This is a genomic window from Pseudoxanthomonas sp. LARHCG66, from assembly GCF_052871755.1.
The window spans coordinates 559,922-584,675 of sequence record NZ_JBIXJW010000001.1 but is presented as its reverse complement, the minus strand read 5'-3'; the positions used below and the strand labels follow the sequence as shown (position 1 = coordinate 584,675).

The window sequence follows — 24,754 nt, the reverse complement described above, 5'->3', positions numbered from 1 at the left end:
GGAATAGGGCGGCCAACCGGTGTCAGGTGGGCTGCCCGAAGGCTGCCAACCCTGCTAGGATGCGCGTTGCATTTTTTTCACGGCCGAGGCACCGGCCCCCGGAGACTCCTGAATGACCCGTTTGATCGAGTTCGTGATTGCGTTGGCGCTGGTTCTGGCGCTGTTTCTGGTGATCGGCCTGGTCCTGCCGTCCTCGCGCGAGTTGCAGGAAAGCGTCGAGACCAACCGTCGCATGACCATCGTGTTCGATACGCTGAACAACGTGCGTCGACTGAAGGACTGGAACCCGCTGATCCCGAGCGCGGCCAACGAACTGAGCTACTCGGGCGGGGAAGACAACTCCGGCGTCGGCGCGAAGGTGGACTTCAACTCCGCCAATGCGGGCTGGGGCCAGGGCAGCTGGGAAATCGTCGAGAGCGAGCGTCCGGCGCCGAGCGGTGGCACTGGCAAGATCGCGTATGCGATCACCGACAAGCGCATGGGCAGCGACAAGCGCAGCGTCTTCACGCTGGAGCCGAGCGGCAAGAACAACCGCAACGTGAAGATCACCCAGAGCTACGAGGTGAAGTACGGCTTCAACCTGCTCGGCCGCTATGCCGGCATGTACGTGAGCCGCCACGTCGGTGACGCCGTCAAGGCCGGCCTGTCGAAGCTGACCAACATGCTGGCCACCGTGCCGAACTTCGACTACCGCACCGAAGGCAGCCCGCTGACCGACCTGAAAATCGTCGAGGTGCCCGCCGAAGACCTGCTGGTCGTCAACGCAGGCAACATCGACCGCACCAACGACGCCATCAAGGCGTCGATCAAGCAGAACCAGGAGTGGATCAAGCGCGTGATGGATGCCAACGGCCTGGTCGCCGCCGGTCCGCTGCGCATCATCACCACCGACTTCGGCACCGAGAAGTACGCGTTCGACGTGGCGCAGCCGGTCCGCAAGGGCAGTGCGGCGCCGAAGGCTGATGCCGCCGCCGGTGAAACGGCACCTGCCGCCGCGCCCGCACCCGCGCCGGTCGCTTCCGCAGGCGAGTTGAAGGTCACCATCCCCTCGGGCGCACCGGTCGAGTACGTTCGTACCGAAGCCCGCAAGTCGGCGTTCGCCAGCTACACCGGCTACATGGCCGAGCTCGACAACCAGCGCAATGCGCTGCGCGCCTGGGCCGTCACCGCCGGCCACGAAGTGGTTGATCGTCCGTACGAGTCCTGGAAGTCGGGTGTCGATGGCTCCTTCGATGCCGGCGGCAAGTTCGACATCTACTGGGCGGTCAAGCAGTAACGCTGCCCGGACCATCGTCCGCAATGACGAGTACCACGCCAACGCGCCGCTTCATGCGGCGCGTTGCGTTTGTGGGAGCACGGATCTCCGCGCTTCTTTCCGCCCCTGGCAGGATGCCGGCCCTTCCACGAGGTCTGCAGCACCCATGAATTACGACCGTCGCCAACGCAAGCCTTCTTTCCTCGCGTTTTCCGGGGCCGTGTTCGCCGCTGCGGCTGTCGGCCTGTCGGCGTATGCCTCGCACGGCGTGGGTGCCGGACTCGCGCAGTCGCACCTGCAGACCGCAGCGTTGTTCGCTTTCGGGCATGGGCTTGCCTTGGCGGCGCTGGCGCCCGGCACCACGCGGCGAATGGGCAAAGTGGCGTTGTGCCTGTTGCTGCTGGGCACGCTGCTCTTTTCGGGCAGCCTGGTGGCCGGCGCGCTGGGTGGCCTCAGCACGCGCCTCGCCCCGGCCGGCGGCATCATCCTGATGCTGGGCTGGTTGCTGTGGGCACTGGACGCGGTCCGGCGCTGACGCCATGCCCCGTCACGCGCGCGGGTTCGATACGGAACATGCGTGGGACCACCTGACCCGGCGCGACCGCAGACTGGGTGCGTGGATGAAGCGGATCGGCTACATCGAACCGCAGCCCACATGGAAGAAGACCTTCGACCCCGTCGATGCGCTGGCCAGGGCGATCCTTTACCAGCAACTGAGCGGCAAGGCCGCCGCCACCATCGTGGGGCGCGTGGAAGCGGCGATCGGCAGTGCCCGCCTGCACTTCGACACACTGGGCCGGATCGACGACGTCGCGCTGCGCGCCTGCGGGGTTTCCGGCAACAAGGCACTGGCGTTGCGCGATCTCGCGGCGCGTGAGCAACGGGGCGAAATCCCCACGCTGCGGCAGATGTCCACCATGCATGAGGACGACATCGTCGCCGCGCTGGTGCCCATCCGCGGCATCGGTCGCTGGACGGTGGAGATGATGCTGATGTTCCGCCTGGGACGGCCCGACGTGCTGCCCATCGACGACCTTGGCGTCCGCAAGGGCGCGCAGTTCGTCGACAAGCTGGATGCCATGCCGACGCCGAAGGAATTGCTGGCTCGCGGTGAGAAATGGGGCCCTTACCGCACCTACGCAGCGCAATACCTGTGGCGCATCGCGGACTTCGGTGTCGAGGCGAAGGCGCCGACGAAGCGTTCGCAGAATTGACCGGGGATCCTGCCCGCCTGTGAAAAGGCGAGCCTTCGGAGTCGCTCAGCGCGCGCTACTGTCGGTGGCTTTTACGGCGAACAGGGGGTCCTCGCTGAGCGAGCGCCTGGGTGCTGGCGGGTTGCGTTTCCAGTCCCGCAGGAAGCGGTGGTAACGGTAGGTCGCCGTCATCGCACGGAAGTAGAAGATGGCGAACACCAGGCCCAGCACAAGCCCGGAGGGCTTGCCGGTCTCGACCATGACCAGGATCTTCGACAGCACGAAATAGAGCAGCATGATCGTGGCCGCCGTGCGGCTGCGCTTGTAGATGCCGAACGCGAGCAGTGCGATCAGGCCGACATCGACGAGATTCCACGCGTCGTAACCAATTTCACGGCCGGCACCTCCCAGCGAAACCAGGGTCACGAGCAACGTCATCGCGGCGGAGATGCATGCAGCGACCCAGCCGTGCTTTATCGGGCGCGTGATTTCGTCTGGCAGGTCACGCTCGAGAGGCTGGCGTGCATCGGCCACCGTCGCGGCGGGACTTTCATACGGGTTGGGTGTGCTCATGGCTTCCTTCCGGTTGGATTCCAGGGACGTAAGGGGCCGAACGACGCCTTCGCCTCTACCGCCGTCGGCGGTATTCGTCGGCTGACCCGCACCCAGCGTGTGCGCCGCGAGCCCATACCGTCAAGAGGTGGCCGCTCCCACGAAACACCAATGCCAAGGCTCATAGACGATGCCATGCGGATTGCCGCGCGGGTAACTCAAGACAAAGCCGAAATCGCCGGCATGCCCGGTCAGCCATGCGAAGGCGGTAGTGTGCTCGAACGATTCTTCGGCCGGTGGCTCACCGGGCGTGCCGATGTCGAGCGCATTGCCGCTGTGGTGTTCGCTGTATCCGGGTGCCGCGTTCACGGTAAGGATCTGGTCCACCGTCTGCCCGCGCGCGCGCTTCCGCGCGAAGATGCCGAGTTGGTAGTCGTGGCTGCGATAACCGGAGATCGCATCCAGCGATATGCCCTCACGCGCGGCAGCCGCCTGCATTGCGCGCCAGGCCCGGGCTGCGCCGGCGGTCAACCACAGCGGCCGGCGGTAGCGGTCGAATCCGGCGAATGCGAGGGCCGCGGGTTCCGCGACCAGCGGCAACCCCGTGCGTTCGCCGTATGCCTCATCCAGTCCCAGCGCGTGGAGCCGATCCTGCAGGGCATGCAGTGGCAACGAGCCCGGCGCACTTGCATCAGAACCGCGCGTGCCTGCTTCGAGCCTGTCCAGCGCATCCCACGCGTCATCCAGCCCCGGTTCCCGACGAAGGCATGGCACCAGCGGTTGCACGGCGCGGTGGGAAATCGCCGCCAGGTAGCGGCCGTCGTGCTTGCGGCGCAATACGGTATGCGCCGTCGCGACAGCGCGCGCGTCAGCGTTGCTGCGCACGCGCAGCAGGTCGGCAGGCCATAGTTCGATCTGCGCCGTGTTGAGCAGGATGGATTTCAGCGGTCGGGCGGGCAGGCGGTGCATGCCCGCAGCTTAGCGGCGCGGCGTGGGGGCCGCCAGTTCGCGCAGGCGTGCCAGCACGTCGGCAGGGCGCGTCGGGCTGAGCATCAAGAGGCCGCCATCCCGCTGTGGCAGCAGCAGGACACGGGTACGGTCGGTGACCAGGCAGAACGCCCTGGTGAGGTTGCGCAAGCGGAAATGGCCGGCCTTGAAGCCCGGCAGGCTGAAACCGTTCGTCTTCAGCATCGGTGCCAGGTCGGTGTGTTCTTCCAGGCTCAGTATGCGTGCCCTGTCGAGATCGAAGGCTTCCACGGTGAGCTTCCTGGTGTAGAACGTCGCGAGCACCTGCAGTTCGCGGTTGTCCAGCACGATCCGGCGACGCCGCAGGGCGAAGGTGAGCACCACGCCGACGGCCAGCACGAACGGCACCGCCAGCCATGCCGCCGAGGGCGGCGGTGTACGGGATTCCATCGTCATCGCCACGATCACCGCGCCGATCGCGGCAAGCACCGGCAGCCACAGCCACCAGGCGACGTGGGAGGACGGCGGGGCGACGTCGAATTCCTGCTTCTGGTGCATGGGGTTCCTAGTGCGCGTCGGCGGAGGGAATACAGGCGTGGAGGGTGTCGGCGGTGGCCAGCAGCCGCAGGGCTTCTTCGCTCAGTCGCTGCTGCTGGACCTGACGTGACACGCGCGCGACACCATCGCCGGGCTGGAATCCATAGTCGCCGAACTGCGAATGGTTGCCGCCCTCGATTTCAATCCAGCGTGTATCGGACGGCAGCAGGTGCCGGTTGCGTGCGACGCGCGCGGGCGTGGCCAGGCCATCGCGTCCGCCCACGAGCTTGGTGACCGGCAGCTGCAAGGCAGACAGGTCCACATCGCGAGGATGCGAAGTGGCCACGAGCAGCAGCGCCGTGCTGCGTTCGGGATGTGCGAGGACATGGCGCGATGCCACTTCGCCTCCGCGCGAATGCCCGCCGATGACCCAGCAACGTACCGCGGGCATGGCCGCCATGGCAGCGCGGCCCCGCTCCAGGACGGGCGACCCTTCCGCGCCCCCCAGGGCGCCGCGGCGCGGCAGTTCGATGACGGCGGCGGGATAGCCGGCTTCGGCGGCATTCCGGGCCAGTCGGGCGTAGGCGCGAGGGTCGACCAGTGCGCCGGAGAAGAACAGCAGTCCCGTCGCATGCAGCGATGTGGCACGTGGCCTGAACTCCCAACGGCCATCGCCGTGCACCACGACAACACGATCGTCGGTCAGGGAGGCGCGGCGACCGTCCGCATTCGCTCGGTACGCCAGCAGGCACCAGACGGTGAACAGGACAGTGGCTGCCAGCCCCAGCGCGACCCAGATGCGCTTGATCCGTCGAACGAGCCCGGCCACGGCGTCGGCGCTCAGGCCGGCTTCCGGAAGAACAGGCGCACCGAGACTTCGTGTTCGATGAAGAGCGTGCTGACCAGCTCCCATCCTTGCGCGCTCATCTTGTCCAGCTCCTGCTGGATGCGGTCGGTGAGCTTGCCGGCGAACATCTTGTACGGAACCTCGACGACCTTGTGGCTCCAGCGGTGGTTCATGGCGATTCCTTCCTGGTGTTGGCGGACGCATCGCCCTTCGGCAACCGTCCGGACTTGCGCAATGCATCGCGCAGCACGTATTCGATCTGGGCATTGAGCGATCGCAGTTCGTCGTCCGCCCAGCGCTGCGCCGCGGCCAGGACCTCGGCATTGATGCGCAGCGGATAGGCCTTCTTGTCCTGCTTCTCGCTCACGGGTTGTTCCTGTTGCGGCGCAGCTGCAGCAGCATCGACACGATCAGCGCATTCACCAGCACGACCATCGCGATCACGATGGTGTGTACCCGGCCGTTGTCATCGCCGGCCCAGTACACGCCCACGGCGCCGGCCTGGATCGCCAGTCCCACCAGCACCCAGTGCACGGCCATGCCGCGCGAGCGGGCATCGGGTCCGCGGCTCATCCACGCGCCGATGAGCAGGGCGGGCAGGCCGGAGATGGCGAGGACCAGCGGGACGAGGGCGTTCATGCGCGTGCGCCCGCGTCAGTAGATGGAGCCGGTGTTGACGATAGGCTGGGTGCCGCGCTCGCCGCACAGCACGACCAGCAGGTTGCTGACCATCTGCGCCTTGCGCTCCTCGTCCAGCTTCACCACATCGTTCTTCTGCAATTCGGCCAGGGCCATTTCGACCATGCCGACGGCGCCGGCCACGATGCGCGTACGGGCTGCGATCACCGCGTTGGCCTGCTGCCGCTGCAACATCGCCTGGGCGATCTCGGGTGCATAGGCCAGATGGCTGATGCGGGCTTCGATCACGTCCACGCCGGCCCTGCCCAGGCGTTCGGCGATCTGTTCCTGCAGGTGCTGCGAGATCTCCTGCGGGTGGCTGCGCAACGCGATCTGGCCATCCTCGTGCTGGTCGTAGGGATAGCTGGAGGCCATCGCACGCAGCGCGGATTCGGACTGGATGTGCACGAAGCTCTCGTAGTCGTCCACGTTGAACACGGCTTCGGCCGAATCCACGACCTGCCACACGATCACGGCCGCGATCTCGATCGGGCTGCCATCCAGCTCGTTGACCTTCAGGCGGCTGCTTTCGAAATTGCGGATGCGCAGGGAGATCTTCTTCTTGGTGAAGAAGACGTTGTTCCAGCGCAGGCCGTTGTCCTTCACCGTACCCACGTACTTGCCGAACAGGCTGAGCACGGCGGACTGGTTGGGTTCCAGCTTGTACAGGCCCGCCATGACGAAAAGGGCGGTGGCCCCCAGCAGGGCACCCAGCAACAGGCCGGCAGGCTGCTTGTTGGCGGCGGCCGTGATGAAGATGGCGGCGGCTCCCAAGGCCAGCAGCAGGACTCCCAGCAGGACCGGAATTCCGGGCAGCGACGACTTGGCGTTCTCTCTCATGGCACATCCCCTTGTTGGAGATTGAAAGATATCAATTTGATATCATATGTCAACGAGCTGCATCCACCGTCCGTCGGCCCGCCCGGTAAACTGGCGCCCTCTTTCCACGGACCACCGCGCATGACGACCCTCGGCACCCCGCTTACGCCCCACGCCACCCGCGTCCTGCTGCTGGGGTCCGGCGAGCTGGGCAAGGAAGTGGCCATCGAGCTGCAGCGACTGGGCGTGGAGGTGATCGCCGCCGACCGCTATGCCGATGCCCCGGCCATGCAGGTGGCACACCGCTCGCACGTGCTGGACATGCTGGACCCGGCGGCGATCCGCGCACTGATCGCGCGGGAAGAACCCCATCTGGTGGTGCCCGAGATCGAGGCCATCCATACCCAGACGCTGGTGGAACTGGAAGCCGAAGGCGCTGCGCGGGTCATTCCCACCGCGCGCGCCGCACGGCTGACGATGGATCGCGAAGGCATCCGTCGGCTGGCGGCGGAAACCCTCGGCCTGCCGACATCGCCCTATCGCTTCGTGGATACGTTCGAGGAGTATCGCGATGCGGTGAAGGCCATTGGCCTGCCGTGCGTGGTCAAGCCGGTCATGTCGTCGTCAGGCAAGGGCCAGAGCACGCTGCGCGGCGAGGCGGACATCGACACGGCCTGGGACTATGCCCAGACCGGCGGTCGCGCCGGTGCCGGTCGCTGCATCGTCGAGGGCTTCATCGATTTCGACTACGAGATCACTCTGCTGACGGTGCGCCACGCCGGCGGCACCGCGTTCTGCGACCCGATCGGCCACTGGCAGAAGGATGGCGATTACCGCGAGAGCTGGCAGCCGCAGCCGATGACGGCGCGCGCGCTGGAGCGGTCGCAGCAGATCGCGCGGGCCGTGACAGACGACTTGGGCGGCTGGGGCCTGTTCGGGGTGGAGTTGTTCGTCAAGGGCGACGATGTGTGGTTCAGCGAAGTGTCGCCGCGTCCGCACGACACCGGGCTGGTCACGCTGGTGTCGCAGGAGTTGTCGGAGTTCGCGCTGCATGCACGCGCGATCCTGGGCCTGCCTATTCCGGTCATCCGCCAGAGCGGACCGTCCGCCTCATGCGCGATGCTGGCGCATGGTCACGGCGTACCGCTGTTCGGCAACGTGGAAGGCGCGCTGGCCGCGCCTGATACCGCGCTGCGCCTGTTCGGCAAGCCGCGCGTGGAAGGGCATCGCCGCGTGGGCGTGACGCTGGCGCGTGCGGACAGCATCGAGACTGCGCGGGCGGCAGCGCGCGCGGCCGCCGAAGCCATCACCATCGAACTGGAATGAGGCGCGCGCCATGAACGGAAATACCGGCTACGCCGTGTTCTTCTTCCCGCAGGCGCTGGAAGCACTGGGTGAAGCGATCAAACCCTATCTGACCAACCAGCCGGAAGGCCCGCACATCTTCTGCAAGGAGATCGATACCGGCGGCGCCTTCACCGAAATGACCCTGGTAGGCAAGGATGCCCAAGGCCATGAGGTGCAGGTGGAGCTGATGGTGCCAGGCAGCATGATCCGGATGATCGTGTCGGCGCAGAACGAGGCCGTCTTCGGCTTCGGCCCACGGATCGCGGCGCCGGCTGTGGGGGCGGCATAAGTCGCGCCGCGGCGCTCCGCCCTAGAGGGCCAGGTCCACCCACACCAGATGATGATCGCTGCCATCGGCGATGGCGGCGTCCGGGTGGTCCTTCTTCGGCCAGAACACGCCGCTGCCCGTCAACGCGAAGCCGGTGGACGGCAGCACGTAGTCCAAGCGCAGCGCGCCGTTCCGGCGCCCGAAATCACCCGTGACATGCGCGGGTGCGCCATGGCGTTGCAAGCCCTTCGCCGCGTAGGCGAGCGCGACTTCTTCGCCGCCTTCGCTGCGGGGCGTGGCCATGCGCATCACGCGCGGGTGTTCTAGAAGCTCGATGATGGCTTCGTGGTGGCCGTCGCCATCGGCGGGATCGTTGTTGAGGTCGCCTGCAATGACGAAGCGCGCGTCGGCGGCAAGTCCCCCGCATCGCCCCTGGTCGTCGCAGAGCCACGGGACATCGCTCGCGCCCAGGTATTCGCGCCACAGCCGGATTTCGTCGGCATTGCGCAGCCCGTTGCGGTTCTCCGGGCCATCGAACACGGGCGGCGTCGGGTGCGAAACCAGGAAATACACCACGCGGTCCTGTATGCGAACCGGCACGTCCCAGTGCGATTTCGACGACAGGCGCAACTGCTTCCAGACGGCGTCGGTGTAGAAAGGTTCGTGTGTCGTCGGGTCGACGGGGTTGCTGGCACCGGGCACCGCGCTCCACCGCAACAGCTGGAACGTGCGTACCTGCGCTTCATCGATCGGGAAGCGCGACAGCACCAGCATGCCGTACTGGCCGGGGTGCAGCCCGTAGCCCCAGGCATCGTTGCCGCGCTCGCGTCCCGTGCTGCCGACACTGCCATTGCGGTCCAGGTCCAGGCCGCTGGGTACGCCGGTGTTGACTGGCGCGAGATACCGGTAGGCGTAGTGCAGCGGATCGCCGCCGCCGGGCTGGGCGACATCCAGATAGCGCTGCTGGAACAGGTCGGCGGCGCGGTGTGCGTCGTCGTAGTCGAACTCGTTGAGCAGCACCAGGTCGGGGCGCACCTTCTGCAGCACGGCGGCGATCTTGCGCGCATGCGCGTCGTCGCCTTCCAGTTGCCTGATCACGCCACCTGCGTCATCGGAGAACAGCGACGTGTTGTAGGTCGCCACGCGCATCGTCACGACCTGTCGGCCGGCAGGCTCGCCTGGCTTCTTGGGTGAGTGGCAGGCAGCGAGCGTCATCGTGAGCAGGAGGAAGAGGGTGCGCATGCGTGGATTCTGTCATGCCGCTGTGACAGGCGTAAAAAAAGCGCCCCGGGAGACCGGGGCGCCGCGGGCCAGCGACGAGGTCGGCCCGGTGGAACGTCAGAACGAACAGCCCATCGCTGCGTACGCGGTCTTGGCCTGGTCCATCGCGGTCTTGCACTGGGCGGCCAGTGCTGTCTTGTCGGTGACGGCGGCCCAGCTGGCCTTCGACTGCTCGATGCCTTGCTTCATCATGTCGCGCTGCGCTTCCGGCACCTTGTCGCTGATGCAGGCGTAGACCTTTTCGAGGTACTGGTCGCATTCGGCGACGCCGGTGCCGGCATCGACCGTGTCGGACGTGGCGATGGCCGCATCGGCAGCAGCCGGCGCCTCTACCATGGGAGCATCCGCCGGGGGAGTCGCCTCGTCGGCGGGTTTGCAGGCCGACAGGGCCAAGGTGGTCAGTGCCGCAAGGGCAAGGAGGTTGAACTTCATGAAAGCTCCAAACGGATGAGTGGATGTCTTGATTCCCGCGCCGACGCCGATCGCGCCGGTGGCACATTCTGTGCACTTCATCACGAAGTTGCTATTCACATTTACGTCCCACACTCCGCGCACGAACGCGGCCTCTCGACTCACAGATGCGCGCGAACCCAGCCACGCCCGTCGAAGCATTCCAGCGGAGCGAAGCGGCGCTTGTAGTCCATCTTGCGGTGGCCCTCTATCCAGTAACCCAGGTAAAGGTGCGTGTAGCCATCGCGCCGAGCCCATTCGATCTGCCGCAGGATCGCCAGCGTGCCCAGGCTGCGCGCTTCCAGCGCAGGGTCGTAGAAGGTGTAGACCGCCGACAGTGCGCCCGGGATGACATCGGTCACCGCCACCGCGAGTAGCTGGCCGTCCTCGCGCAACTCCACGAAACGGCCACGTGACCAGCTGCCCACCAGGAACTGGTCGAACTCCGTCGCTCCGTGGTCGTCCATGCCGCCCAGCGGATGGCGGGCGGCCAGATAACGCCGGTAGAGGGCCAGGTGTTCCTCGCCACGCAACGCGGCGACGATCCGTGTCTCCACGCGCGTGTTGCGCGCGGCGCAGCGGCGCTGGCTGCGGTCCGGGGCGAAGTCGGCCACCGGGATCCGCACCGCCACGCAGGCACGGCATTGCCGGCAGTGCGGGCGGTAGACGATATCGCCCGAGCGACGGAAGCCCCAGCCCAGCGCATCCGGATACAACTGCGGCAGGCGCGGGTCGCGCGGGTCCAGCACCAGGTCGCGCGCGACGCGGTCGGGCCAGTATCCGCAGGGATGCTCTCCGGTATGGAACAGGCGCAGGTCGTCGATAGGCTGGTTGTTCTCGCCCACGTCATCCTCCCCAGCGCGCGGCCAGCGGCCAGAACGCAAGGCCCGCCATTGCGCCAACCACCGCGCCTGCAAGCAGGTCGCGACGCGTGTGGCGTTCCAGGGCCAGGCGCGACCATGCGATGGCGGTGGCGAACAGCAGGGCGATGACCATCCACAGTGTTCCCACCTTGTGCAGCAGGAGCGCGGCGAACACCGCGAATGCGAGGTGCAGGGAGAGCTTGCACCAGCGCGCCGCGAGCATGGCCGCCAGGATCATGAACGCCGACAATGCCAGCCCGAGCGCAAGCAACGGTTGAGCCCCGCGCCATGCGACCAGCACGGCGCCAGCCGTCAGTGCGATCAGCAGGAAGCGATTCAAGGCGCTGCGCTCATGCCGCGCACTGGCGTCCACGTGCCCCCAACGCCCACGACGGACCTGCCACCAGGAGAAGCCCATTACCAGCGCAGCGAATGCGCCGAAGCCCAGTGCCGACCACGCGGCTGTACGGCGGTCCCCCTGCGCCAGCGCGATGGCGAGCACCGCCATCGGCAACACCAGCATCGGGTGGCCGAAGATGGAGAGGGCACGGGCGAGTGGGGCAGGCATACGGTCAGCATACTGCGGTGCCGGTGTCGCGTGGACCGCGACCGTCCGCTGGCTGAACGCGGCCGTCGGCGCGTCAACGCGGGCAGCATCAGCGCGTTTTCTGTGCCAGTGGCGCAACCGGCGCCGCGTCTCCAGGAGAACATGATGAACCGCAAGACCCTGCTTTTCGTGGCCGTGCTGGCCGCCCTTGGCGCCGGCTCCGCGCTGGCCGCCACACAGGCCGGCGACGCGCAGAAGCCGGCGCGCGCGAGCCTGGACAAGAATGCCGATGGCGCCATCGACAAGGCCGAAGCGGCGGCGCATCCGCGCCTGGCCGAGCGTTTCGCCGATCTGGACAAGAACGGCGATGGCAAGCTGACTGCCGACGAACGTCCGCAGCACAAGGGAATGCGCGGACATGGTCGCCATGGCGGATCGCGTCACGGCGATGGCTTCAGGAAGCTGGATACCGATGGCGACGGGAAGGTCAGCCGTGCCGAAGCCGCGGCGCAGCCACGTTTCGCCGAGCGCTTCGACACGATGGATGCGAACAGGGATGGCGTGATCGACCGCGCCGATCGTGAAGCGCGTGGCAAGCAACGCCGCGACGAGTGGTTCGCCAAGGCCGATGCCGACAAGGACGGCAAGCTGACCCGTGCGGAGATCGACCAGGCGGACGTGCAGCGTCGCACCGAGTTCCAGCAGCGCATGCAGGCCCGCATGGATGAGCGCTTCGCCGCTGCGGACAAGGACAGGGATGGGAGCCTGTCGCGTGAAGAAGTGAAGGACAACACTCGTCTGGCCAGCCGTTTCGACGCGCTGGACGCCAACAAGGATGGTGCCCTGTCCCGGGAAGAACTGGCCGCCGGCAAGCCTTCCCGACGCTGAGTACCACGCACGCACCCGGGTTTCCGGGTGCGTGCGTACCGGGCGTCAGAAAGAGAGGCGGCCCGACATGATCAGCCCCGTGAACAGTCCGGTCAGCGCCAGGCCAACAGCCAGCACGAGACCCCACATCCGCCAGAAGCGCTGGCGCTGCACCTGCCGGCGCATGCCTTCCGGGTCGCGTTGCAGGTCCCGGTCCTGGCGGCGCTTCAGGATGCGCGGCAGCCAATGCCCGCTGGCCCAGCAGATGCCGCCGATGTAGACCAGGGTTACCCCCAGGTGCGGTACCCACCCGCGCACCTGTGCCAGGGAGATGATGCCCGCGACGAAGCCCGCGATCAGCAGGGTGCAGAACACGCCGTAGCGGACCAGGTCGCGTCGTTCCTGCGCATCCAGAGGATCCTTCAGTGGCTTGCGGATGCCGAACCACACCGCACTGATGCCGATGAATGTTCCCAGCGCCGCGACGCCTGCCGATCCACCCAGCAGCTTCAGCAATCCCTTGCCTGCAACCGCACCGCCAGTGCCGAGTACAGCGGCCCCCGCAGTGGGCGGTGCAGCAACGGCCAGCATGCCCAACACTCCGCTGGCGAACGCCGCCGACGGCGCCGACGTGTGCGCGAACTCGGCGAAGCGCGTCATCAGGTCTTCGCGCACGTACTGGCGCGCACGCGACAGGCGCTTGCGCACGGCGGCGTCGGTGATGCCCAGCAAACTGGCGACCTGGTGCGAGCGCTGGCCTTCGCGATAGTAGAGCAGCAGCACTTCGCGACTGTCTTCCGGCAAGGCCGCGATGACCTCGCGCGCGGCCTGTTCCTGTTCGGTCTGCAACAGCATCTCGGCCGGCGTGGGCTCGGTGTCGGCGGCGAGCGTCAATGCCAGTTCCGCCGTACCGCCCGTCATCGGACGCCGTCGCTGCGCGCGCAGGTGGTCGCGCGCCAGGTTGCGGGTGATCTCGCGCAGCCAGGGCAGGAAGCTGTCCGGGTTCTTCAGCGTGGCCAGCTGCCGCCACCCTTTCAGGAACGCTTCCTGCGCGATGTCCTCGCTGGCCTGTACATCGCGCGTGATCGCCAGCGCAATGCCGGTGATGGCGTTCTGGCACATCGCCACCACGCGGCCGTACGCCGCATGGTCGCCGCGCGCGGCCGCCGGCAATGTCTCACGCAGGGAAAGTTCGATCGCCAGGGCGTCCATCGTGTCTCCGCTTCTTCATGGTCATGCAGGCACGACGACCGGCGAAGCAGAGTGTGACCGGTGCGCGAGGGCCGGGGAACTACAGGGGCAGTCGCCCGCTGTCGATCAGCGCATACAGGATGGCGCCGATAGCGAGCACGCTGGTCAACGCCACGGCCTTCCTGCCGATCACGTAGTCGTAGCCGCGCCGCCGTTGCGTGTTGGCCGGATGGGCGAGGATCGGATCCATGATCCGGGGCAGGGTGACCAGGTACTGGTAGTTGATCACGCACAGGCCCGCCAGCGTGACCAGGCCGATCGCCACCCAGCCGGTCGCGATGACCGTCGCCAGCATGAGGCAGAACAGCCACACCGAGCCGGAGGTCGCATTGAGGGCCATGAAGCGGCGTACCTGCTGGCGTTCCTGCGCGGTCTGGCAGAAGCGCGCGAGATACCACCAGGTGAAGGCATAGCCGACCAGGCCACCGATCACGCCGCCCAGGACACCGCCGAGGGCGGCCGGGTGCTGGGTGATCTGTTCGAAGATCACGCCCAGCGAGCCGCCGGCCACGCCGCCGGTGATGCCGCCGGTGGTCAGGCCGCCCGTGCCCAGCTTGCCCACCAGTCCGGTGCCGAGTACGCCGGAGCCGATGACTGTCGCTGCGCTTGCCGCTGGCACTGCGCCGACCAGGCCACCCAACACGATCATGGTGAAGGCTGCACCGGGCGCCGTGGTGCGCGCGAAGTCGCTGAAGCGCTTCAGCAATTCTTCGCGTACGCAGGCGCGGGCGCGCGACAGGCGCTTGCGCACGGCGGCATCGCTGAGGCCCAGCAGCTCGGCTACCTGCTGCGAACTCTGGCCTTCGCGATAGAACAGCAGCAGGGTTTCGCGACTGTCCTCCGGCAGTGCGGAAATGATCTCGGTGGCAGCGATTTCCTCCTCTGTCTGCAACAGGCGCTCCGACGGCGAAGGGTCAGGATCGGCGGCCATGCCGATGGCGATCTCGGCCGCTTCGCCGGACAACGGGCGGCCGTGCTGCGCACGCAGCCAGTCGCGAGCCAGGTTGCGGGTGATCTGGCGCAGCCAGGGCAGGAAACTGGCGGTGTTCTTGAGCTTGTCGAGCTGCTGCCAGGCCTTGAGGAAGGCCTCCTGCGCGATGTCTTCGCTGGCCTGCACGTCGCGGGTGATCGCCAGGGCAATCGCGGTGACGGTGTTCTGGCAGGCGTTGACGATGCGGCCGTAGGCTTCGTGGCTGCCGCGCGCGGCAGCGGGCAGTTCGGTCTGCAGCATCAGGTCGAGGGCAAGGGCAGTCATCGGGTCAGGGTCATCGGAGGGGCTGATGACCCTGACGGACCGGTGCGACGGATGTGACCGGAACCGGCACTGCAGGTGCCGGGCTCAGCCGCCGGTGGCGGGCTGGATGCGGATGCGGTCTTCTTCCGGCGCTGCATCGGCCGGTGCGGGGGCGGGCGTTTCCCTCGGCTGCGGTACCGGCACGGGCGCAGGCGCGGGGCGCCGCATCCACATCACGGCCGCAGCGAGGGCGATCAACGCCAGCAGGACCAGGCGGATGCGCCAGGCCCACGACCGCCGCGGCGCGGCGTCGGCTTCCTGGTCGGTGCGGAACGTCAGCGTGGGCCCCTGGCCCGGACGCGTGGTCTCCAGCAGGCCGGCTTCGCGCAGCAGGGCGCGGGCGCGTGGCTGGTCTTCGGCATGGCGTACCCACAGCGCGGGCTGCAGCTGCGCCTTCACCGGTTCGGTATAGCTGAATTGTCCGCCGCGCTTGCTCTGGTAGGAGCGGCCGTTGCTGATGAAGACGGGAATGCCCGCCTCGGTCAGCATCTTGGCCACGCCTTCGACGGTCTCGATCCGCTGGCTGGAGAACACTTGCCGCATGCGTGCGCCCTCAGTCCTTCGCCGGCACGGCCGACGCCGCTTCCGCGTCCGGCACCACGCGGATCAGGCCTTCCTGCGCGGTGCTGGCGACCAGCCGGCCCTGGCGGTCGAAGATCTGTCCCCGCGCCAGGCCGCGCGAACTGCTCGCACTGGGACTGTCGATGGAATACAGCAGCCAATCGTCCGCGCGGAACGGGCGATGGAACCACAGTGCATGATCCAGCGACGCCATCTGCACGTTGGGCTGGTAGTAGCTGATGCCGTGCGGATAGGTGGCCGTGCCCAGCAACTGGAAGTCGGAGGCATAGGCGAGCAGCGCGCGATGCAGTTCGGGCGAATCGCCCACGGGTTCGCTCAGGCGGAACCAGACCTGCTGGAACGGCGGGCGCTTGGGCGGGTTCAGTTCATCGCGCGGATAGACGTGGCGGAACTCGAACGGCCCGCGCCGCGACATCCAGCGCTGGACCTTCGGCGGCAAGGTGGCCATCACGTCCGCGGGCACGGGTGGGGCATTGGCGATGTCTTCCGGCTGCGGGACTTCCGGCATCGACAATTGATGTTCCGCGCCGTCTTCCCCGGCCTGGAACGACGCGGCGCAGAAGAAGATCACCCGGCCATGCTGGATGGCGGTCACCCGGCGCACCGAGAAGCTGCCGCCATCGCGCGTGCGGTCCACTTCGTAGACGATCGGGGCTTCGATGTTGCCGGCACGCAGGAAGTAGGCATGCAGGGAATGCGCGCGGCGCTCGCCGCTGCTGCCATCCACGGTGGCCTGTGCGGCCGACAGCGCCTGGCCCAGTACCTGGCCGCCAAAGACATACTTGGTGCCGATGTCGCGACTCTGGCCGCGGAACAGGTTGTCTTCCAGCCGCTCCAGCGACAGCAGTTCGATCAGTTCGGAGACGACGGGTTCGGGAGCGGGGGACAAGGGCGGCGCCTATGGCAAAGACCGGCGAATTATAGCGATCACCCTGTAGGAGGGGCTTCAGCCCCGATGCCTTGTCGCCGGGTGCAGACGAAAGCGTCGGGGCTGAAGCCCCTCCTACACTGCGTGGGGCACCAGGCGCTCCAGCGGGGTGGCGCGCAGCACGGCATCCCAGGGGAACAGCGGGCCGGGATCCATCTTGCGCGGCACGCTGACGTCCGGGTCGTCGCTGGCGGGTTCGCGCGCGGTGTCCAGTTCCTCGTGCCCGGCGATGTAGCGCAGCGCGGGCAGTTCCTGCCGAAGATGCTCCAGCAGCGCTTTCAGGGCGTCGATCTGCGCGTCGGTGTAGGGCTCTTCCATCTTCTGGCTGCCGACGGCGAGCCAGTCGGGATAGCGTCCGGTATTGACCAGTTCGATGCCGACCGAGCGCGGGTTGTAGCCGCGCACATGGTGGGCGACGCGGTCCGACCGCACGTAGACGTGCACGCTGCCGTCCCGGTCGATGTAGTAGTGGCCGCTGTTGCCGGTGCCGGAGGCATGCAGGATGCGTTCGCCGTACTCGCGGGCCATCGCCAGGTCGGGCAGTTCGGTGCAGTGGACCACCACCAGGTCGATCTGCGCCAGCGGGCGCGCTTCCAGCTTCTCCTCGTAGGGCAGCGGATCGACGATGCAGGCGAAAGTGGGGCGTTCGATGCTCATGCGTCGATGCTAGCAGGCGGGGGCGGCCCGTAGCCCGGTCCGGTAAACTGGCCGCCGTCCCCGCCAAGCCGGTTCCTCATGCCGCTCAACCCCGAATCCCCGCTGGCCAAGCTCATGGCCACCCTGCCGCGTGCCGGCAAGGTGGAGTGGATCGGCCTGCGACCGGCCCGCGATGAGGTCATGGTCGCCACCGGGATCGTCGAAGCCGTCACCGGCGTTGGCCTGGTCGGGGACCGCTACAAGGGCGGCAGCGGCAAGCGCGGCATCACCCTGATCCAGGCCGAGCACCTGCCGGTGATCGCAGCGCTCGCGCAGCGTCCGGACCTGGCGCCCGCGCTGCTGCGGCGGAACGTGGTCGTCTCCGGCATTCCGCTGATCGCCCTGAAAGAGCGACGTTTCCGCATCGGCGACGCGGTGTTCGAGGGCACCGAGGAGTGCGATCCGTGTTCGCGCATGGAAGATGCGCTGGGCCCTGGCGGCTACAACGCGATGCGCGGCCATGGCGGGCTGTGTGCGCGCATCGTCGAGGGCGGCACGTTCCGCGTCGGCGACGCGGTGGAAGCGCTGTGATGCGCGGCCACTGCATCCTGTCGCACGGCTTCGAGAGCGGTCCCGACGCCACCAAGGTCACCGCGCTGGCGGATGTCGCCGAACGCCTGGGTTGGAGCCACGAACGTCCCGACTACACGGACCTGGACGCGCGGCGTGATGTCAGCTCGCTGGGCGATGTGGTCGCGCGGCTGGATCGCCTGCGAGGCCTGGCACAGGCGGCGGCCGCGCGCGGCCCCGTGGTGCTGGCCGGCTCCAGCCTCGGCGCCTACATCGCCGGCCGCATCTCGCGCGAAGTGCCGGTGCGCGGCCTGTTCCTGATGGCGCCGCCGATCAGCATGGGTCCGCTACCGGAACTCGATGCCGCAGCGGTGCCGGTTTCCGTCATCCACGGGTGGGATGACGAACTGATTCCCGCGCAGGCCGTGGTCGACTGGGCGCACGCGCGCCGCGCCCGCCTGCTGCTGGTGAACGACGGGCACCGGTTGTCGGACCATGTGGCTGCGTCGGCGGAAGCATTCGGGCAGTTGCTCGCCGGTCTTTGATTTTCCCTGCCGTCATTCCGGCGCATGCCGGGCTTCCAACCGCCGAACGGCGGGTCATCCATCTTGCTTCGCGCTGTCACTGCCAAGGTCGGACGCAACATCGACATGGTTCCCCGCTTTCGCGGGGATGACGACGCTCAATATCCGAGGTTTCCCTTGAAGTTCTTCGTCTCCTGCGCCAAAGGCCTGGAATACCTGCTCGCCGACGAGCTGCTTGCGCTCGGCGTGCCCAAGGCCACCGCCACCGTTGCGGGCGTGAATGCCGATGGCGAACCGCTGGATGCCCAGCGCGCCGTGCTGTGGTCGCGCCTGGCCAGCCGCGTGCTGTGGCCGATCGCCGAGTTCGAGTGCCTCGACGAGCAGGCGCTGTATGACGGCGTGATGGCGATTGCATGGGAGCAGCACACGCGGCCGGAGCTGACGCTGGCGGTCGATGCCCACGTCTCCGGCGAAGCCATCACCCATGCGCGCTACGCCGCGCAGCGCGTCAAGGATGCGGTGGTCGACCGCCTGCGCCAGCAGGGGCTGGAGCGGCCCTCGGTGGACGTGGAACAGCCCGACGTGCGCATCAATCTGTCGCTGCGCAAGGGGCGCGCGACGATCTCCATCGATCTGGGTGGCGGGCCGATGCATCGTCGGGGTTGGCGGCAGGCACAGAACGAAGCGCCGTTGAAGGAAAACCTCGCGGCCGCCGTGCTGATGCGTGGCGGCTGGCCGGCGCTGTACCACGAAGGGGGCGCGTTGCTGGACCCGATGTGCGGCAGCGGCACGCTGCTGATCGAAGGCGCGCTGATGGCGGCCGACGTCGCACCCGGCCTGCAGCGGCACGGCAGCCTGTTGCCATCGCGCTGGCTGGGCTTCGATGCGGAGGCGTGGCGTGCCCTGTTCGCCGACGCGGTGCAGCGCGAATCCGAGGGCCGCAAGGCCCTCAGGCCGGCCTTCTTCGGCAGCGATGTCGACCTGGGATCGATCCGCGCCGCTCGGGACAACGCGGTGCTCGCAGGCCTGGCCGGCCAGTTGCAGTTCGAGGCATGCGACGTGGCGCAATTGCCCGTGCGCGAAGAACCACGCGGCCTGGTGGTCTGCAATCCGCCCTACGACGAACGCCTGGCGGCCGACGCCGCGCTGTATCGCGCGCTGGGGGATGCGTTGCAGCGCGCGGTGCCGCAATGGCGGGCCAGCCTGCTGTGCGGCAATGCGGAGCTGGGGTATGCCACCGGCTTGCGCGCCGGCAAGAAGTACCAGTTGTTCAACGGGGCCATCGAGTGCGCCCTGATCGTCTGCGACCCGGTCGCGGTGCCCGCACGCGAACCGCGCGAGGCGCGTCCGCTGTCGGACGGCGCGCAGATGGTGGCCAACCGCCTGCGCAAGAACCTGAAGAAGTTCAAGAGCTGGCGCGCGCGCGACGGCGTCACGTGCTACCGCGCCTACGACGCCGACCTGCCCGAGTACGCCGCCGCCATCGACGTGTATGCGGAGGAAGGCGGGGAGGCGCGGACTTTCCTGCACGTGCAGGAATACGCCGCGCCCGCCACCATTCCCGAGCACGACGTACGTCGCCGTTTCAGTGAGCTGCTGGCGGCCACGCGCGAGGTGTTCGGCGTGCCGCAGGAGCAGATCGCGGTGAAGTCGCGCGAACGCGGCAAGGGCGGCGCGAAGTACGGCCGCATGCAGCAGCGGGACGAATTCGTCGTGGTGCGCGAATCGGGTGCGCTGCTGCGGGTGAACCTGTTCGATTACCTGGACACGGGCCTGTTCCTCGACCACCGCCCGCTGCGTTGGCGCATGGCGCAGGAAGCGCGCGGCAAGCGCTTCCTCAACCTGTTCTGCTACACCGGCGTGGCCAGCGTGCAGGCGGCGGTGGCAGGCGCGGCGACCACGACCAGCGTCGACCTTTCCGCGACCTACCTGCAGTGGTGCGCTGACAACCTGGCCGAGAACGGCCTTGGCGGTTCAAAGCATCGTCTGGTGCAGGCGGATGCCATGCGTTGGCTGGAAGCGGAGCAGGGCGAGTACGACCTGGTCTTCTGCGACCCGCCGACATTCTCCAATTCCGCCCGTGCCGACGACTTCGACGTGCAGAAGGAGCAGGTGCGCCTGCTGCGCGCGGCGGTCGCCCGCCTGGCGCCGGGCGGCGTGCTGTACTTCAGCAACAACTTCCGCCGCTTCAAGCTGGACGAGGATGCGGTAGCCGAGTTCGCGCGCTGCGAGGACATCAGCGCGAAAACCATTCCGCCGGATTTCGAGCGCAACGCCCGCATCCACCGCGCGTGGCGGCTGACGCGGGCGTAAGCCGCTTCAACCGACGATGAGGACGAAGTCGCCGCGCTGGGATGCCATCGACAGGGCCAGCGTGCTTCGGCTGGAGGCCAGATCGGCGGCGGAGAGTGCCGTGCTCGGGGGGTGCGCGCGGTAGCTGGCGTCTTCTGCGAGCGTGTCGCGCACCACGTAGCCCATCAGCACATTGACCAGTTCGCCCAGCGCATCGATGGCGAGTTCTTCGTCGCATTCCTCGGGCGTGATCGACAGCAGCGAGCAGGCCATGGCCCGGGCGGTGGCGCGACTGCAGCCCACGCCGACCAGCAGGGATTCCGAACCGGCGTCGATGCGTACGTGCGCGGTGACGTCGCAGGCGTCCAGCACGGCATCGTCCGCGATGCCCGATGCCTGGCACTGGCTGCCGGCCAGGCGCGGGAACAGGCGGTTGCAGACCCGGATGGTGCTGGTGGCCATGTCGGCCAGCGTGTGGCCGGCAATGCCCAGCGCCAGCGCATGGTTGGCTTCGTCGAGGTCGCGGCGATGGGCGACCAGTTCGGCGTCGAGCAGTTCGGCGCTCACCGCGCCCTGCTCGACCAGGATCTGGCCGAACAGCTTGCGGCCTTTCTTCTGGGCGGTCAGCAGTACATCGAGTTGCCCGGCATCCAGCAGGCCCATTTCCAGGGCGATGTCGCCGAAGCGCCGGTCTTCGGCACGCTGGCGCTCGTTGATGCGGCGGGCCTGCGCGGCATCCAGCATGCGATGGTGGACGGCCAGCTCGCCGAGCAGGGGATTGGACGCACGCTGCGCATCGAGCGCGGCGAGGAGTTGTGCGGAGGTGATGGTGCCGCGTTCCAGCAGGAACTGGCCCAGGAATTTCGCTGCCATGGTGTCGTCTCGTGCGGAGGTGAAGGAAGGGCGTGCGCGGCGGTCAGGCGACCGCTTCGTGCAGCACGCGATCCATCACTTCGGGATCGATGGGTTTCTGCAGGTACGACCGCGCGCCCAGCTTCAGGCATTCCTCGATGTCGCTCTGTGCGCCGAGCGAGCTGAGGATCACCACGCGCGCGGCCGGATCCTGCGCGAGGATGCGGCTGAGTGCCTGCTTGCCGTCGCATTCGGGCATCACCAGGTCCATCAGCACCAGGTCGGGGTGCAAGGCCTGGTACTGGTTGACGGCCTCGTGGCCGTTGCCGGCTTCGCCGACCACTTCAAAACCGCAATCGGCAAGTTGGCGCGCAGCCAGCATGCGCAGTGCGCGCGAGTCGTCGCAAAGCAGGACGGTCGGACGTGACGTCATGGTGATGGATCCCCCTGTTGGATCGTTAGGGCCCCGCGGCATTGACCGACGCGGGGCGACATGTAGGCACTATCGGCCTGTCCGGGGAGATCTTGAGCGCAGGCGTGGAGGCGATGCTCCGCAGTGTCAGGGCTGCGGAAGATCCCCTGTCGCGAGCGCTTCCTCGATGCCGCTGAATGCCGAGCGCGCGCCGGCAGGGGAGCTTCCGGTGTCGGTGGCGAAATAGGCCACGCCGGTACCCGCGTGCAGGTCCACCCACAGGCCCGAGCGCAGTCCGTACGCGTCGCCGGCGTGGCCGGCCCGTGCGATGCCATCACCGAAGGGATCGTCGCCGCAGCCCGCCACCGGAGTGGCCAGCGTCTGCACGGCCAGTCCGTAGCGGCAGAAGAAGGCGTTCGCCTGGCCGCTGCCGGTGTCCTCCTCGTGGGTCACGCCGTTGCGGCCGTCGAACGTCCATTGAGGTCCCAGGAGTGCGGCGACGCTGGCCGGTTGCAGCAGTCGCACGCCGTCCACCTCGCCGCGATTGAGCAGCAGGCGGCCGATTTTCGCCAGGCCGTTCGCGGAGATACGCAGGCCGCCCTGCGGGGAGAACAGGGCGCCGTTCTCGCCGGGCTTCCAGCGCGCAAGGTCGCAGGCCGCCCCGTCCCCGACCACCACGGCGCAGGCCGGTTTGCCGGCACGGTTGTCATCGCGCACCGGTTGGCCATCGCGGTACAGCACGACGGCGCGCGCGGCTGTCACGCTGTCGCAGCTTTCCCAGTTGAAGCAGGCATCGAGCCGCAGCGGATCGATCAGCAGTCGCCGCATCAGCAAGTCGAAGCGTTCGCCGGTGGCATTCTCCATGGCCATCGCCACCAGCGGGAAATTGAGGTTGGTGTAGCGGAAGTGCGTGCCCGGCGCATGCGCGTCGTCCCACGCCTTCGGATCGTCGAGGATCGTCTTCAGTGGTTCGCCCAGCGGCGTGGCGTAGTAACCGGCGGCATCGGTGAGGCTGGACTGATGGGACAGCAGCAGGCGCAGGGTGATCTTCGTTGCGGGAAAGCGCGGATGGCGCAGCGGCCAGCCGAGATAGGTGGATACGTCGGCATCCAGGTCCAGCGTGCCGGCCTCCACCAGGCGCATCACGCCGATCGCGGTGACCAGCTTGGAGATCGAGGCGACGCGCACGGGATCGTCGGCGGTGACGTTGCGGCCGGTGGCGAGATCGGCCTTGCCTTCGACGCGGGTCGCGATGGTGCCATCGCGATCGAAGGCGACACGTACCCATGCGACGGGTTCTGCCGCCGAGGCAGCCATGGCGGCACCAAGGCAGGACAGTGACAGGATGAGGCGGCGTAGCGACATGGACCAGTACCGTGCGGGGGCCGGCCCCGACTTTACTTCATCGTCGGCATCACGAATTCGGCGGCGTGTGTTTCCGGCCAGCGGGCGGTGACGGTCTTCAGGCGCGTGTAGAAGCGCACGCCGTCCGGGCCATGCACGTGCAACGGGCCGAAGATCGAACGCTTCCAGCCGCCGAAGCTGTGGAAGGCCATCGGCACCGGGATCGGCACGTTGATGCCGACCATGCCGGCCTGCACGCGGTGCGCGAATTCGCGCGCCGCGCCACCGTCGCGGGTGAAGATGGCGGTGCCGTTGCCGTACTCGTGTTCGTTGACCAGCTGCAGCGCGGCATCGAGGTCGGGCACGCGCATGACGCACAGGACGGGGCCGAAGATCTCCTCGCGATAGATCGTCATGTCGGGCGTCACGCGGTCGAACAGGCAGCCGCCAAGGAAGAAGCCGTCGGCGTGGCCGTCGACCACGTGCCCGCGGCCGTCGACGACGAGTTCCGCACCCTCGGCTACGCCTGCATCGACGTAGTCGCGCACCTTGTCGCGGTGCGCGCCGGTGACCAGCGGGCCCATTTCGGGATCGAGGCAGCCGGGTCCGATCTTCAGCGCGGCGACCTTGGGCGCGAGTTTCGCCACCAGCGCATCCGCCGTGGCATCGCCGACGCAGACAGCGACCGAGATGGCCATGCAGCGCTCGCCGGCCGAGCCGTAGCCGGCGCCGAGCAGCGCGGATACCGCGCCGTCGAGGTCGGCATCGGGCAGCACCACCATGTGGTTCTTCGCCCCGCCCAGCGCCTGCACGCGCTTGCCGTTGGCGCTGCCGCGCGCATAGATGTACTCGGCGATCGGCGTGGAGCCCACGAAGCTCAACGCCTGCACGCGAGGTCCGTCGAGCAGTGCGTCCACCGCCACCTTGTCGCCGTGCACGACATTGAACACGCCATCGGGCAGCCCGGCGCGCTTCAGCAGGTGGGCCATGAACAGCGCGGCGGATGGATCGCGTTCGGACGGCTTCAGCACGAAGGTGTTGCCGCAGGCCAGCGCCACCGGGAACATCCACAGCGGCACCATCGCGGGAAAATTGAAGGGCGTGATGCCGGCGACCACGCCCAGCGGCGCGTACTCGCTCCACGAATCGACATCGCGGCCGACATTCATCGAGTGCTCGCCCTTGAGCAGGTGCGGAATGCCACAGGCAAACTCCACCACTTCCAGCCCGCGCGTCACTTCGCCGCGTGCGTCTGACAGCACCTTGCCGTGTTCGGAGGTGATGATCTTCGCCAGGTCGCCGGCGTGCGTTTCCAGCAGTTCCTTGAAGCGGAACATCACGCGTGCGCGATTCAGCGGCGTGGTGGCGGCCCATGCGGGGAAGGCGGCGGATGCGGCGTCCACGGCCTGCTCCACGTCATCGGCCGAGGCCAAGGGCACGCGGGCGGTGACGGCGCCGGTCGCGGGGTCGAATACGTCGCCGAAGCGGCCGCTGGTGCCCTCCATCCGCTGTCCGTTGAAGAAGTGATGCAACGCTTCGGTCATGGCCGACTACCTGGTGGAGTCCCTCTCCCCGCATGCGGGGAGAGGGTGCCCGGAG

The 24,754-nt window shown here is 67.8% G+C and carries 30 protein-coding genes; 9 read left to right on the top strand and 21 right to left on the bottom strand.

The window, feature by feature from the left end; genetic code table 11:
* The first annotated feature begins 112 nt into the window (after nucleotides 1-112).
* From ACIPRS_RS02855 to ACIPRS_RS02845, 3 genes are all read left to right on the top strand, one after another.
* Nucleotides 113-1,276, top strand: coding sequence for a polyketide cyclase (locus tag ACIPRS_RS02855; RefSeq protein WP_337730224.1), 1,164 nt, complete (start codon nucleotides 113-115; stop codon nucleotides 1,274-1,276).
* A gap of 145 nt (nucleotides 1,277-1,421) precedes the next feature.
* Nucleotides 1,422-1,790, top strand: a complete 369-nt coding sequence (locus tag ACIPRS_RS02850; protein WP_446537441.1) for a DUF423 domain-containing protein — start codon at nucleotides 1,422-1,424, stop codon at nucleotides 1,788-1,790.
* Nucleotides 1,791-1,794: 4 nt separating this feature from the next.
* On the top strand, nucleotides 1,795-2,469 hold the full coding sequence (locus tag ACIPRS_RS02845; RefSeq protein ID WP_446537440.1) for a DNA-3-methyladenine glycosylase family protein: 675 nt from the start codon (nucleotides 1,795-1,797) through the stop codon (nucleotides 2,467-2,469).
* Between the two features lie 45 nt (nucleotides 2,470-2,514).
* Here the strand turns inward: ACIPRS_RS02845 and ACIPRS_RS02840 are convergent, their stop codons facing one another.
* The 8 genes from ACIPRS_RS02840 to ACIPRS_RS02805 form a co-directional block, all read right to left on the bottom strand.
* Nucleotides 2,515-3,021, bottom strand: a complete 507-nt coding sequence (locus ACIPRS_RS02840; RefSeq protein ID WP_446537439.1) for a hypothetical protein — start codon at nucleotides 3,019-3,021, stop codon at nucleotides 2,515-2,517.
* 120 nt (nucleotides 3,022-3,141) lie between these two features.
* Nucleotides 3,142-3,969 carry a M15 family metallopeptidase gene (locus tag ACIPRS_RS02835; RefSeq protein ID WP_446537438.1) on the bottom strand — a complete coding sequence of 276 codons (828 nt, stop codon included), beginning with the start codon at nucleotides 3,967-3,969 and terminating at the stop codon, nucleotides 3,142-3,144.
* Nucleotides 3,970-3,978: 9 nt separating this feature from the next.
* Nucleotides 3,979-4,524, bottom strand: a complete 546-nt coding sequence (locus tag ACIPRS_RS02830; protein ID WP_446537437.1) for a PH domain-containing protein — start codon at nucleotides 4,522-4,524, stop codon at nucleotides 3,979-3,981.
* A 7-nt stretch (nucleotides 4,525-4,531) separates the two neighbouring features.
* Nucleotides 4,532-5,332 carry an alpha/beta hydrolase gene (locus ACIPRS_RS02825; RefSeq protein ID WP_446537436.1) on the bottom strand — a complete coding sequence of 267 codons (801 nt, stop codon included), beginning with the start codon at nucleotides 5,330-5,332 and terminating at the stop codon, nucleotides 4,532-4,534.
* A gap of 11 nt (nucleotides 5,333-5,343) precedes the next feature.
* Complete coding sequence (locus ACIPRS_RS02820; protein WP_192200670.1) at nucleotides 5,344-5,523, bottom strand: DUF4177 domain-containing protein; 180 nt, start codon at nucleotides 5,521-5,523, stop codon at nucleotides 5,344-5,346.
* Entirely contained in the window at nucleotides 5,520-5,717 is a 198-nt protein-coding gene (locus ACIPRS_RS02815; RefSeq protein WP_298126394.1) for an Arc family DNA binding domain-containing protein, read from the bottom strand. Before ACIPRS_RS02815 ends, ACIPRS_RS02820 begins: the two co-directional genes overlap by 4 nt.
* Nucleotides 5,714-5,989: a hypothetical protein gene (locus tag ACIPRS_RS02810; protein WP_446537435.1), complete on the bottom strand. Its 276-nt coding sequence runs from the start codon at nucleotides 5,987-5,989 to the stop codon at nucleotides 5,714-5,716. Before ACIPRS_RS02810 ends, ACIPRS_RS02815 begins: the two co-directional genes overlap by 4 nt.
* Nucleotides 5,990-6,004: 15 nt before the next feature.
* A complete protein-coding gene (locus tag ACIPRS_RS02805) occupies nucleotides 6,005-6,868 on the bottom strand; it encodes an SPFH domain-containing protein (protein ID WP_337730216.1) in 864 nt (287 codons plus the stop codon).
* A 120-nt stretch (nucleotides 6,869-6,988) separates the two neighbouring features.
* Here ACIPRS_RS02805 and purT point away from each other — a divergent pair, with 120 nt between their 5' ends.
* Entirely contained in the window at nucleotides 6,989-8,173 is a 1,185-nt protein-coding gene (purT, locus tag ACIPRS_RS02800; protein WP_337730215.1) for a formate-dependent phosphoribosylglycinamide formyltransferase, read from the top strand.
* A 10-nt stretch (nucleotides 8,174-8,183) separates the two neighbouring features.
* Nucleotides 8,184-8,483 carry a hypothetical protein gene (locus ACIPRS_RS02795; RefSeq protein ID WP_446537434.1) on the top strand — a complete coding sequence of 100 codons (300 nt, stop codon included), beginning with the start codon at nucleotides 8,184-8,186 and terminating at the stop codon, nucleotides 8,481-8,483.
* A gap of 21 nt (nucleotides 8,484-8,504) precedes the next feature.
* On the opposite strand, the gene ACIPRS_RS02790 is transcribed toward ACIPRS_RS02795, so the two are convergent.
* The 4 genes from ACIPRS_RS02790 to ACIPRS_RS02775 form a co-directional block, all read right to left on the bottom strand.
* A complete protein-coding gene (locus tag ACIPRS_RS02790) occupies nucleotides 8,505-9,704 on the bottom strand; it encodes an endonuclease/exonuclease/phosphatase family protein (protein ID WP_446537433.1) in 1,200 nt (399 codons plus the stop codon).
* A 96-nt stretch (nucleotides 9,705-9,800) separates the two neighbouring features.
* The gene (locus ACIPRS_RS02785; RefSeq protein WP_446537432.1) at nucleotides 9,801-10,175 is read right to left on the bottom strand and encodes a hypothetical protein; all 375 of its coding nucleotides are present in this window, start codon (nucleotides 10,173-10,175) and stop codon (nucleotides 9,801-9,803) included.
* Between the two features lie 140 nt (nucleotides 10,176-10,315).
* Complete coding sequence (locus tag ACIPRS_RS02780; RefSeq protein ID WP_337730211.1) at nucleotides 10,316-11,038, bottom strand: arginyltransferase; 723 nt, start codon at nucleotides 11,036-11,038, stop codon at nucleotides 10,316-10,318.
* A gap of 1 nt (nucleotide 11,039) precedes the next feature.
* Nucleotides 11,040-11,624: a hypothetical protein gene (locus ACIPRS_RS02775; protein WP_446537431.1), complete on the bottom strand. Its 585-nt coding sequence runs from the start codon at nucleotides 11,622-11,624 to the stop codon at nucleotides 11,040-11,042.
* Nucleotides 11,625-11,765: 141 nt separating this feature from the next.
* On the opposite strand from ACIPRS_RS02775, the gene ACIPRS_RS02770 reads away from it, so the two are divergent.
* Nucleotides 11,766-12,491 (top strand): EF-hand domain-containing protein, encoded by a 726-nt coding sequence (locus tag ACIPRS_RS02770; RefSeq protein ID WP_446537430.1) that lies wholly within the window; start codon nucleotides 11,766-11,768, stop codon nucleotides 12,489-12,491.
* A 45-nt stretch (nucleotides 12,492-12,536) separates the two neighbouring features.
* Here the strand turns inward: ACIPRS_RS02770 and ACIPRS_RS02765 are convergent, their stop codons facing one another.
* The 5 genes from ACIPRS_RS02765 to ACIPRS_RS02745 form a co-directional block, all read right to left on the bottom strand.
* Nucleotides 12,537-13,682 carry an RNA polymerase sigma factor gene (locus ACIPRS_RS02765; RefSeq protein WP_446537429.1) on the bottom strand — a complete coding sequence of 382 codons (1,146 nt, stop codon included), beginning with the start codon at nucleotides 13,680-13,682 and terminating at the stop codon, nucleotides 12,537-12,539.
* A gap of 79 nt (nucleotides 13,683-13,761) precedes the next feature.
* Nucleotides 13,762-14,976, bottom strand: a complete 1,215-nt coding sequence (locus ACIPRS_RS02760) for an RNA polymerase sigma factor (protein ID WP_337730209.1) — start codon at nucleotides 14,974-14,976, stop codon at nucleotides 13,762-13,764.
* 84 nt (nucleotides 14,977-15,060) lie between these two features.
* Nucleotides 15,061-15,558 (bottom strand): putative signal transducing protein, encoded by a 498-nt coding sequence (locus ACIPRS_RS02755; RefSeq protein WP_446537428.1) that lies wholly within the window; start codon nucleotides 15,556-15,558, stop codon nucleotides 15,061-15,063.
* Between the two features lie 10 nt (nucleotides 15,559-15,568).
* Nucleotides 15,569-16,486, bottom strand: coding sequence for an acyl-CoA thioesterase II (tesB, locus tag ACIPRS_RS02750; protein ID WP_337730207.1), 918 nt, complete (start codon nucleotides 16,484-16,486; stop codon nucleotides 15,569-15,571).
* A gap of 114 nt (nucleotides 16,487-16,600) precedes the next feature.
* Nucleotides 16,601-17,182, bottom strand: a complete 582-nt coding sequence (locus tag ACIPRS_RS02745; protein ID WP_446537427.1) for an N-acetylmuramoyl-L-alanine amidase — start codon at nucleotides 17,180-17,182, stop codon at nucleotides 16,601-16,603.
* A 78-nt stretch (nucleotides 17,183-17,260) separates the two neighbouring features.
* On the opposite strand from ACIPRS_RS02745, the gene ACIPRS_RS02740 reads away from it, so the two are divergent.
* The 3 genes from ACIPRS_RS02740 to rlmKL all read left to right on the top strand — a co-directional run bounded on the left by ACIPRS_RS02740 (nucleotide 17,261) and on the right by rlmKL (nucleotide 20,568).
* Nucleotides 17,261-17,752, top strand: coding sequence for an MOSC domain-containing protein (locus ACIPRS_RS02740; protein ID WP_446537426.1), 492 nt, complete (start codon nucleotides 17,261-17,263; stop codon nucleotides 17,750-17,752).
* On the top strand, nucleotides 17,749-18,276 hold the full coding sequence (locus tag ACIPRS_RS02735) for a hypothetical protein (RefSeq protein ID WP_337730204.1): 528 nt from the start codon (nucleotides 17,749-17,751) through the stop codon (nucleotides 18,274-18,276). The genes ACIPRS_RS02740 and ACIPRS_RS02735 overlap by 4 nt, the downstream gene beginning before the upstream one ends.
* A gap of 156 nt (nucleotides 18,277-18,432) precedes the next feature.
* A complete protein-coding gene (gene rlmKL / locus ACIPRS_RS02730) occupies nucleotides 18,433-20,568 on the top strand; it encodes a bifunctional 23S rRNA (guanine(2069)-N(7))-methyltransferase RlmK/23S rRNA (guanine(2445)-N(2))-methyltransferase RlmL (protein WP_446537425.1) in 2,136 nt (711 codons plus the stop codon).
* Nucleotides 20,569-20,574: 6 nt separating this feature from the next.
* On the opposite strand, the gene ACIPRS_RS02725 is transcribed toward rlmKL, so the two are convergent.
* From ACIPRS_RS02725 to ACIPRS_RS02710, 4 genes are all read right to left on the bottom strand, one after another.
* Nucleotides 20,575-21,420 (bottom strand): chemotaxis protein CheX, encoded by an 846-nt coding sequence (locus tag ACIPRS_RS02725; protein ID WP_337730202.1) that lies wholly within the window; start codon nucleotides 21,418-21,420, stop codon nucleotides 20,575-20,577.
* Between the two features lie 43 nt (nucleotides 21,421-21,463).
* Nucleotides 21,464-21,832: a response regulator gene (locus ACIPRS_RS02720; protein WP_192200689.1), complete on the bottom strand. Its 369-nt coding sequence runs from the start codon at nucleotides 21,830-21,832 to the stop codon at nucleotides 21,464-21,466.
* A 126-nt stretch (nucleotides 21,833-21,958) separates the two neighbouring features.
* Nucleotides 21,959-23,176 (bottom strand): serine hydrolase domain-containing protein, encoded by a 1,218-nt coding sequence (locus ACIPRS_RS02715; RefSeq protein WP_446537424.1) that lies wholly within the window; start codon nucleotides 23,174-23,176, stop codon nucleotides 21,959-21,961.
* A gap of 32 nt (nucleotides 23,177-23,208) precedes the next feature.
* Nucleotides 23,209-24,699 carry a CoA-acylating methylmalonate-semialdehyde dehydrogenase gene (locus ACIPRS_RS02710; RefSeq protein WP_446537423.1) on the bottom strand — a complete coding sequence of 497 codons (1,491 nt, stop codon included), beginning with the start codon at nucleotides 24,697-24,699 and terminating at the stop codon, nucleotides 23,209-23,211.
* Between the last annotated feature and the right edge of the window lie 55 nt (nucleotides 24,700-24,754).

Coding starts and splice junctions, on each gene's coding strand:
- ACIPRS_RS02710 (WP_446537423.1), bottom strand. CDS start 24,699: ATGACCGAAGCGTTGCATCACTTCTTCAACGGACAGCGGATGGAGGGC.
- ACIPRS_RS02775 (WP_446537431.1), bottom strand. CDS start 11,624: ATGCCTGCCCCACTCGCCCGTGCCCTCTCCATCTTCGGCCACCCGATG.
- ACIPRS_RS02725 (WP_337730202.1), bottom strand. CDS start 21,420: ATGGCAGCGAAATTCCTGGGCCAGTTCCTGCTGGAACGCGGCACCATC.
- ACIPRS_RS02835 (WP_446537438.1), bottom strand. CDS start 3,969: ATGCACCGCCTGCCCGCCCGACCGCTGAAATCCATCCTGCTCAACACG.
- ACIPRS_RS02850 (WP_446537441.1), top strand. CDS start 1,422: ATGAATTACGACCGTCGCCAACGCAAGCCTTCTTTCCTCGCGTTTTCC.
- ACIPRS_RS02740 (WP_446537426.1), top strand. CDS start 17,261: ATGCCGCTCAACCCCGAATCCCCGCTGGCCAAGCTCATGGCCACCCTG.
- ACIPRS_RS02745 (WP_446537427.1), bottom strand. CDS start 17,182: ATGAGCATCGAACGCCCCACTTTCGCCTGCATCGTCGATCCGCTGCCC.
- ACIPRS_RS02855 (WP_337730224.1), top strand. CDS start 113: ATGACCCGTTTGATCGAGTTCGTGATTGCGTTGGCGCTGGTTCTGGCG.
- ACIPRS_RS02770 (WP_446537430.1), top strand. CDS start 11,766: ATGATGAACCGCAAGACCCTGCTTTTCGTGGCCGTGCTGGCCGCCCTT.
- ACIPRS_RS02845 (WP_446537440.1), top strand. CDS start 1,795: ATGCCCCGTCACGCGCGCGGGTTCGATACGGAACATGCGTGGGACCAC.
- ACIPRS_RS02840 (WP_446537439.1), bottom strand. CDS start 3,021: ATGAGCACACCCAACCCGTATGAAAGTCCCGCCGCGACGGTGGCCGAT.
- ACIPRS_RS02785 (WP_446537432.1), bottom strand. CDS start 10,175: ATGAAGTTCAACCTCCTTGCCCTTGCGGCACTGACCACCTTGGCCCTG.
- ACIPRS_RS02820 (WP_192200670.1), bottom strand. CDS start 5,523: ATGAACCACCGCTGGAGCCACAAGGTCGTCGAGGTTCCGTACAAGATG.
- ACIPRS_RS02765 (WP_446537429.1), bottom strand. CDS start 13,682: ATGGACGCCCTGGCGATCGAACTTTCCCTGCGTGAGACATTGCCGGCG.
- ACIPRS_RS02715 (WP_446537424.1), bottom strand. CDS start 23,176: ATGTCGCTACGCCGCCTCATCCTGTCACTGTCCTGCCTTGGTGCCGCC.
- ACIPRS_RS02830 (WP_446537437.1), bottom strand. CDS start 4,524: ATGCACCAGAAGCAGGAATTCGACGTCGCCCCGCCGTCCTCCCACGTC.
- ACIPRS_RS02795 (WP_446537434.1), top strand. CDS start 8,184: ATGAACGGAAATACCGGCTACGCCGTGTTCTTCTTCCCGCAGGCGCTG.
- ACIPRS_RS02810 (WP_446537435.1), bottom strand. CDS start 5,989: ATGAACGCCCTCGTCCCGCTGGTCCTCGCCATCTCCGGCCTGCCCGCC.
- purT (WP_337730215.1), top strand. CDS start 6,989: ATGACGACCCTCGGCACCCCGCTTACGCCCCACGCCACCCGCGTCCTG.
- ACIPRS_RS02790 (WP_446537433.1), bottom strand. CDS start 9,704: ATGCGCACCCTCTTCCTCCTGCTCACGATGACGCTCGCTGCCTGCCAC.
- ACIPRS_RS02720 (WP_192200689.1), bottom strand. CDS start 21,832: ATGACGTCACGTCCGACCGTCCTGCTTTGCGACGACTCGCGCGCACTG.
- ACIPRS_RS02755 (WP_446537428.1), bottom strand. CDS start 15,558: ATGCGGCAAGTGTTCTCCAGCCAGCGGATCGAGACCGTCGAAGGCGTG.
- ACIPRS_RS02760 (WP_337730209.1), bottom strand. CDS start 14,976: ATGACTGCCCTTGCCCTCGACCTGATGCTGCAGACCGAACTGCCCGCT.
- ACIPRS_RS02805 (WP_337730216.1), bottom strand. CDS start 6,868: ATGAGAGAGAACGCCAAGTCGTCGCTGCCCGGAATTCCGGTCCTGCTG.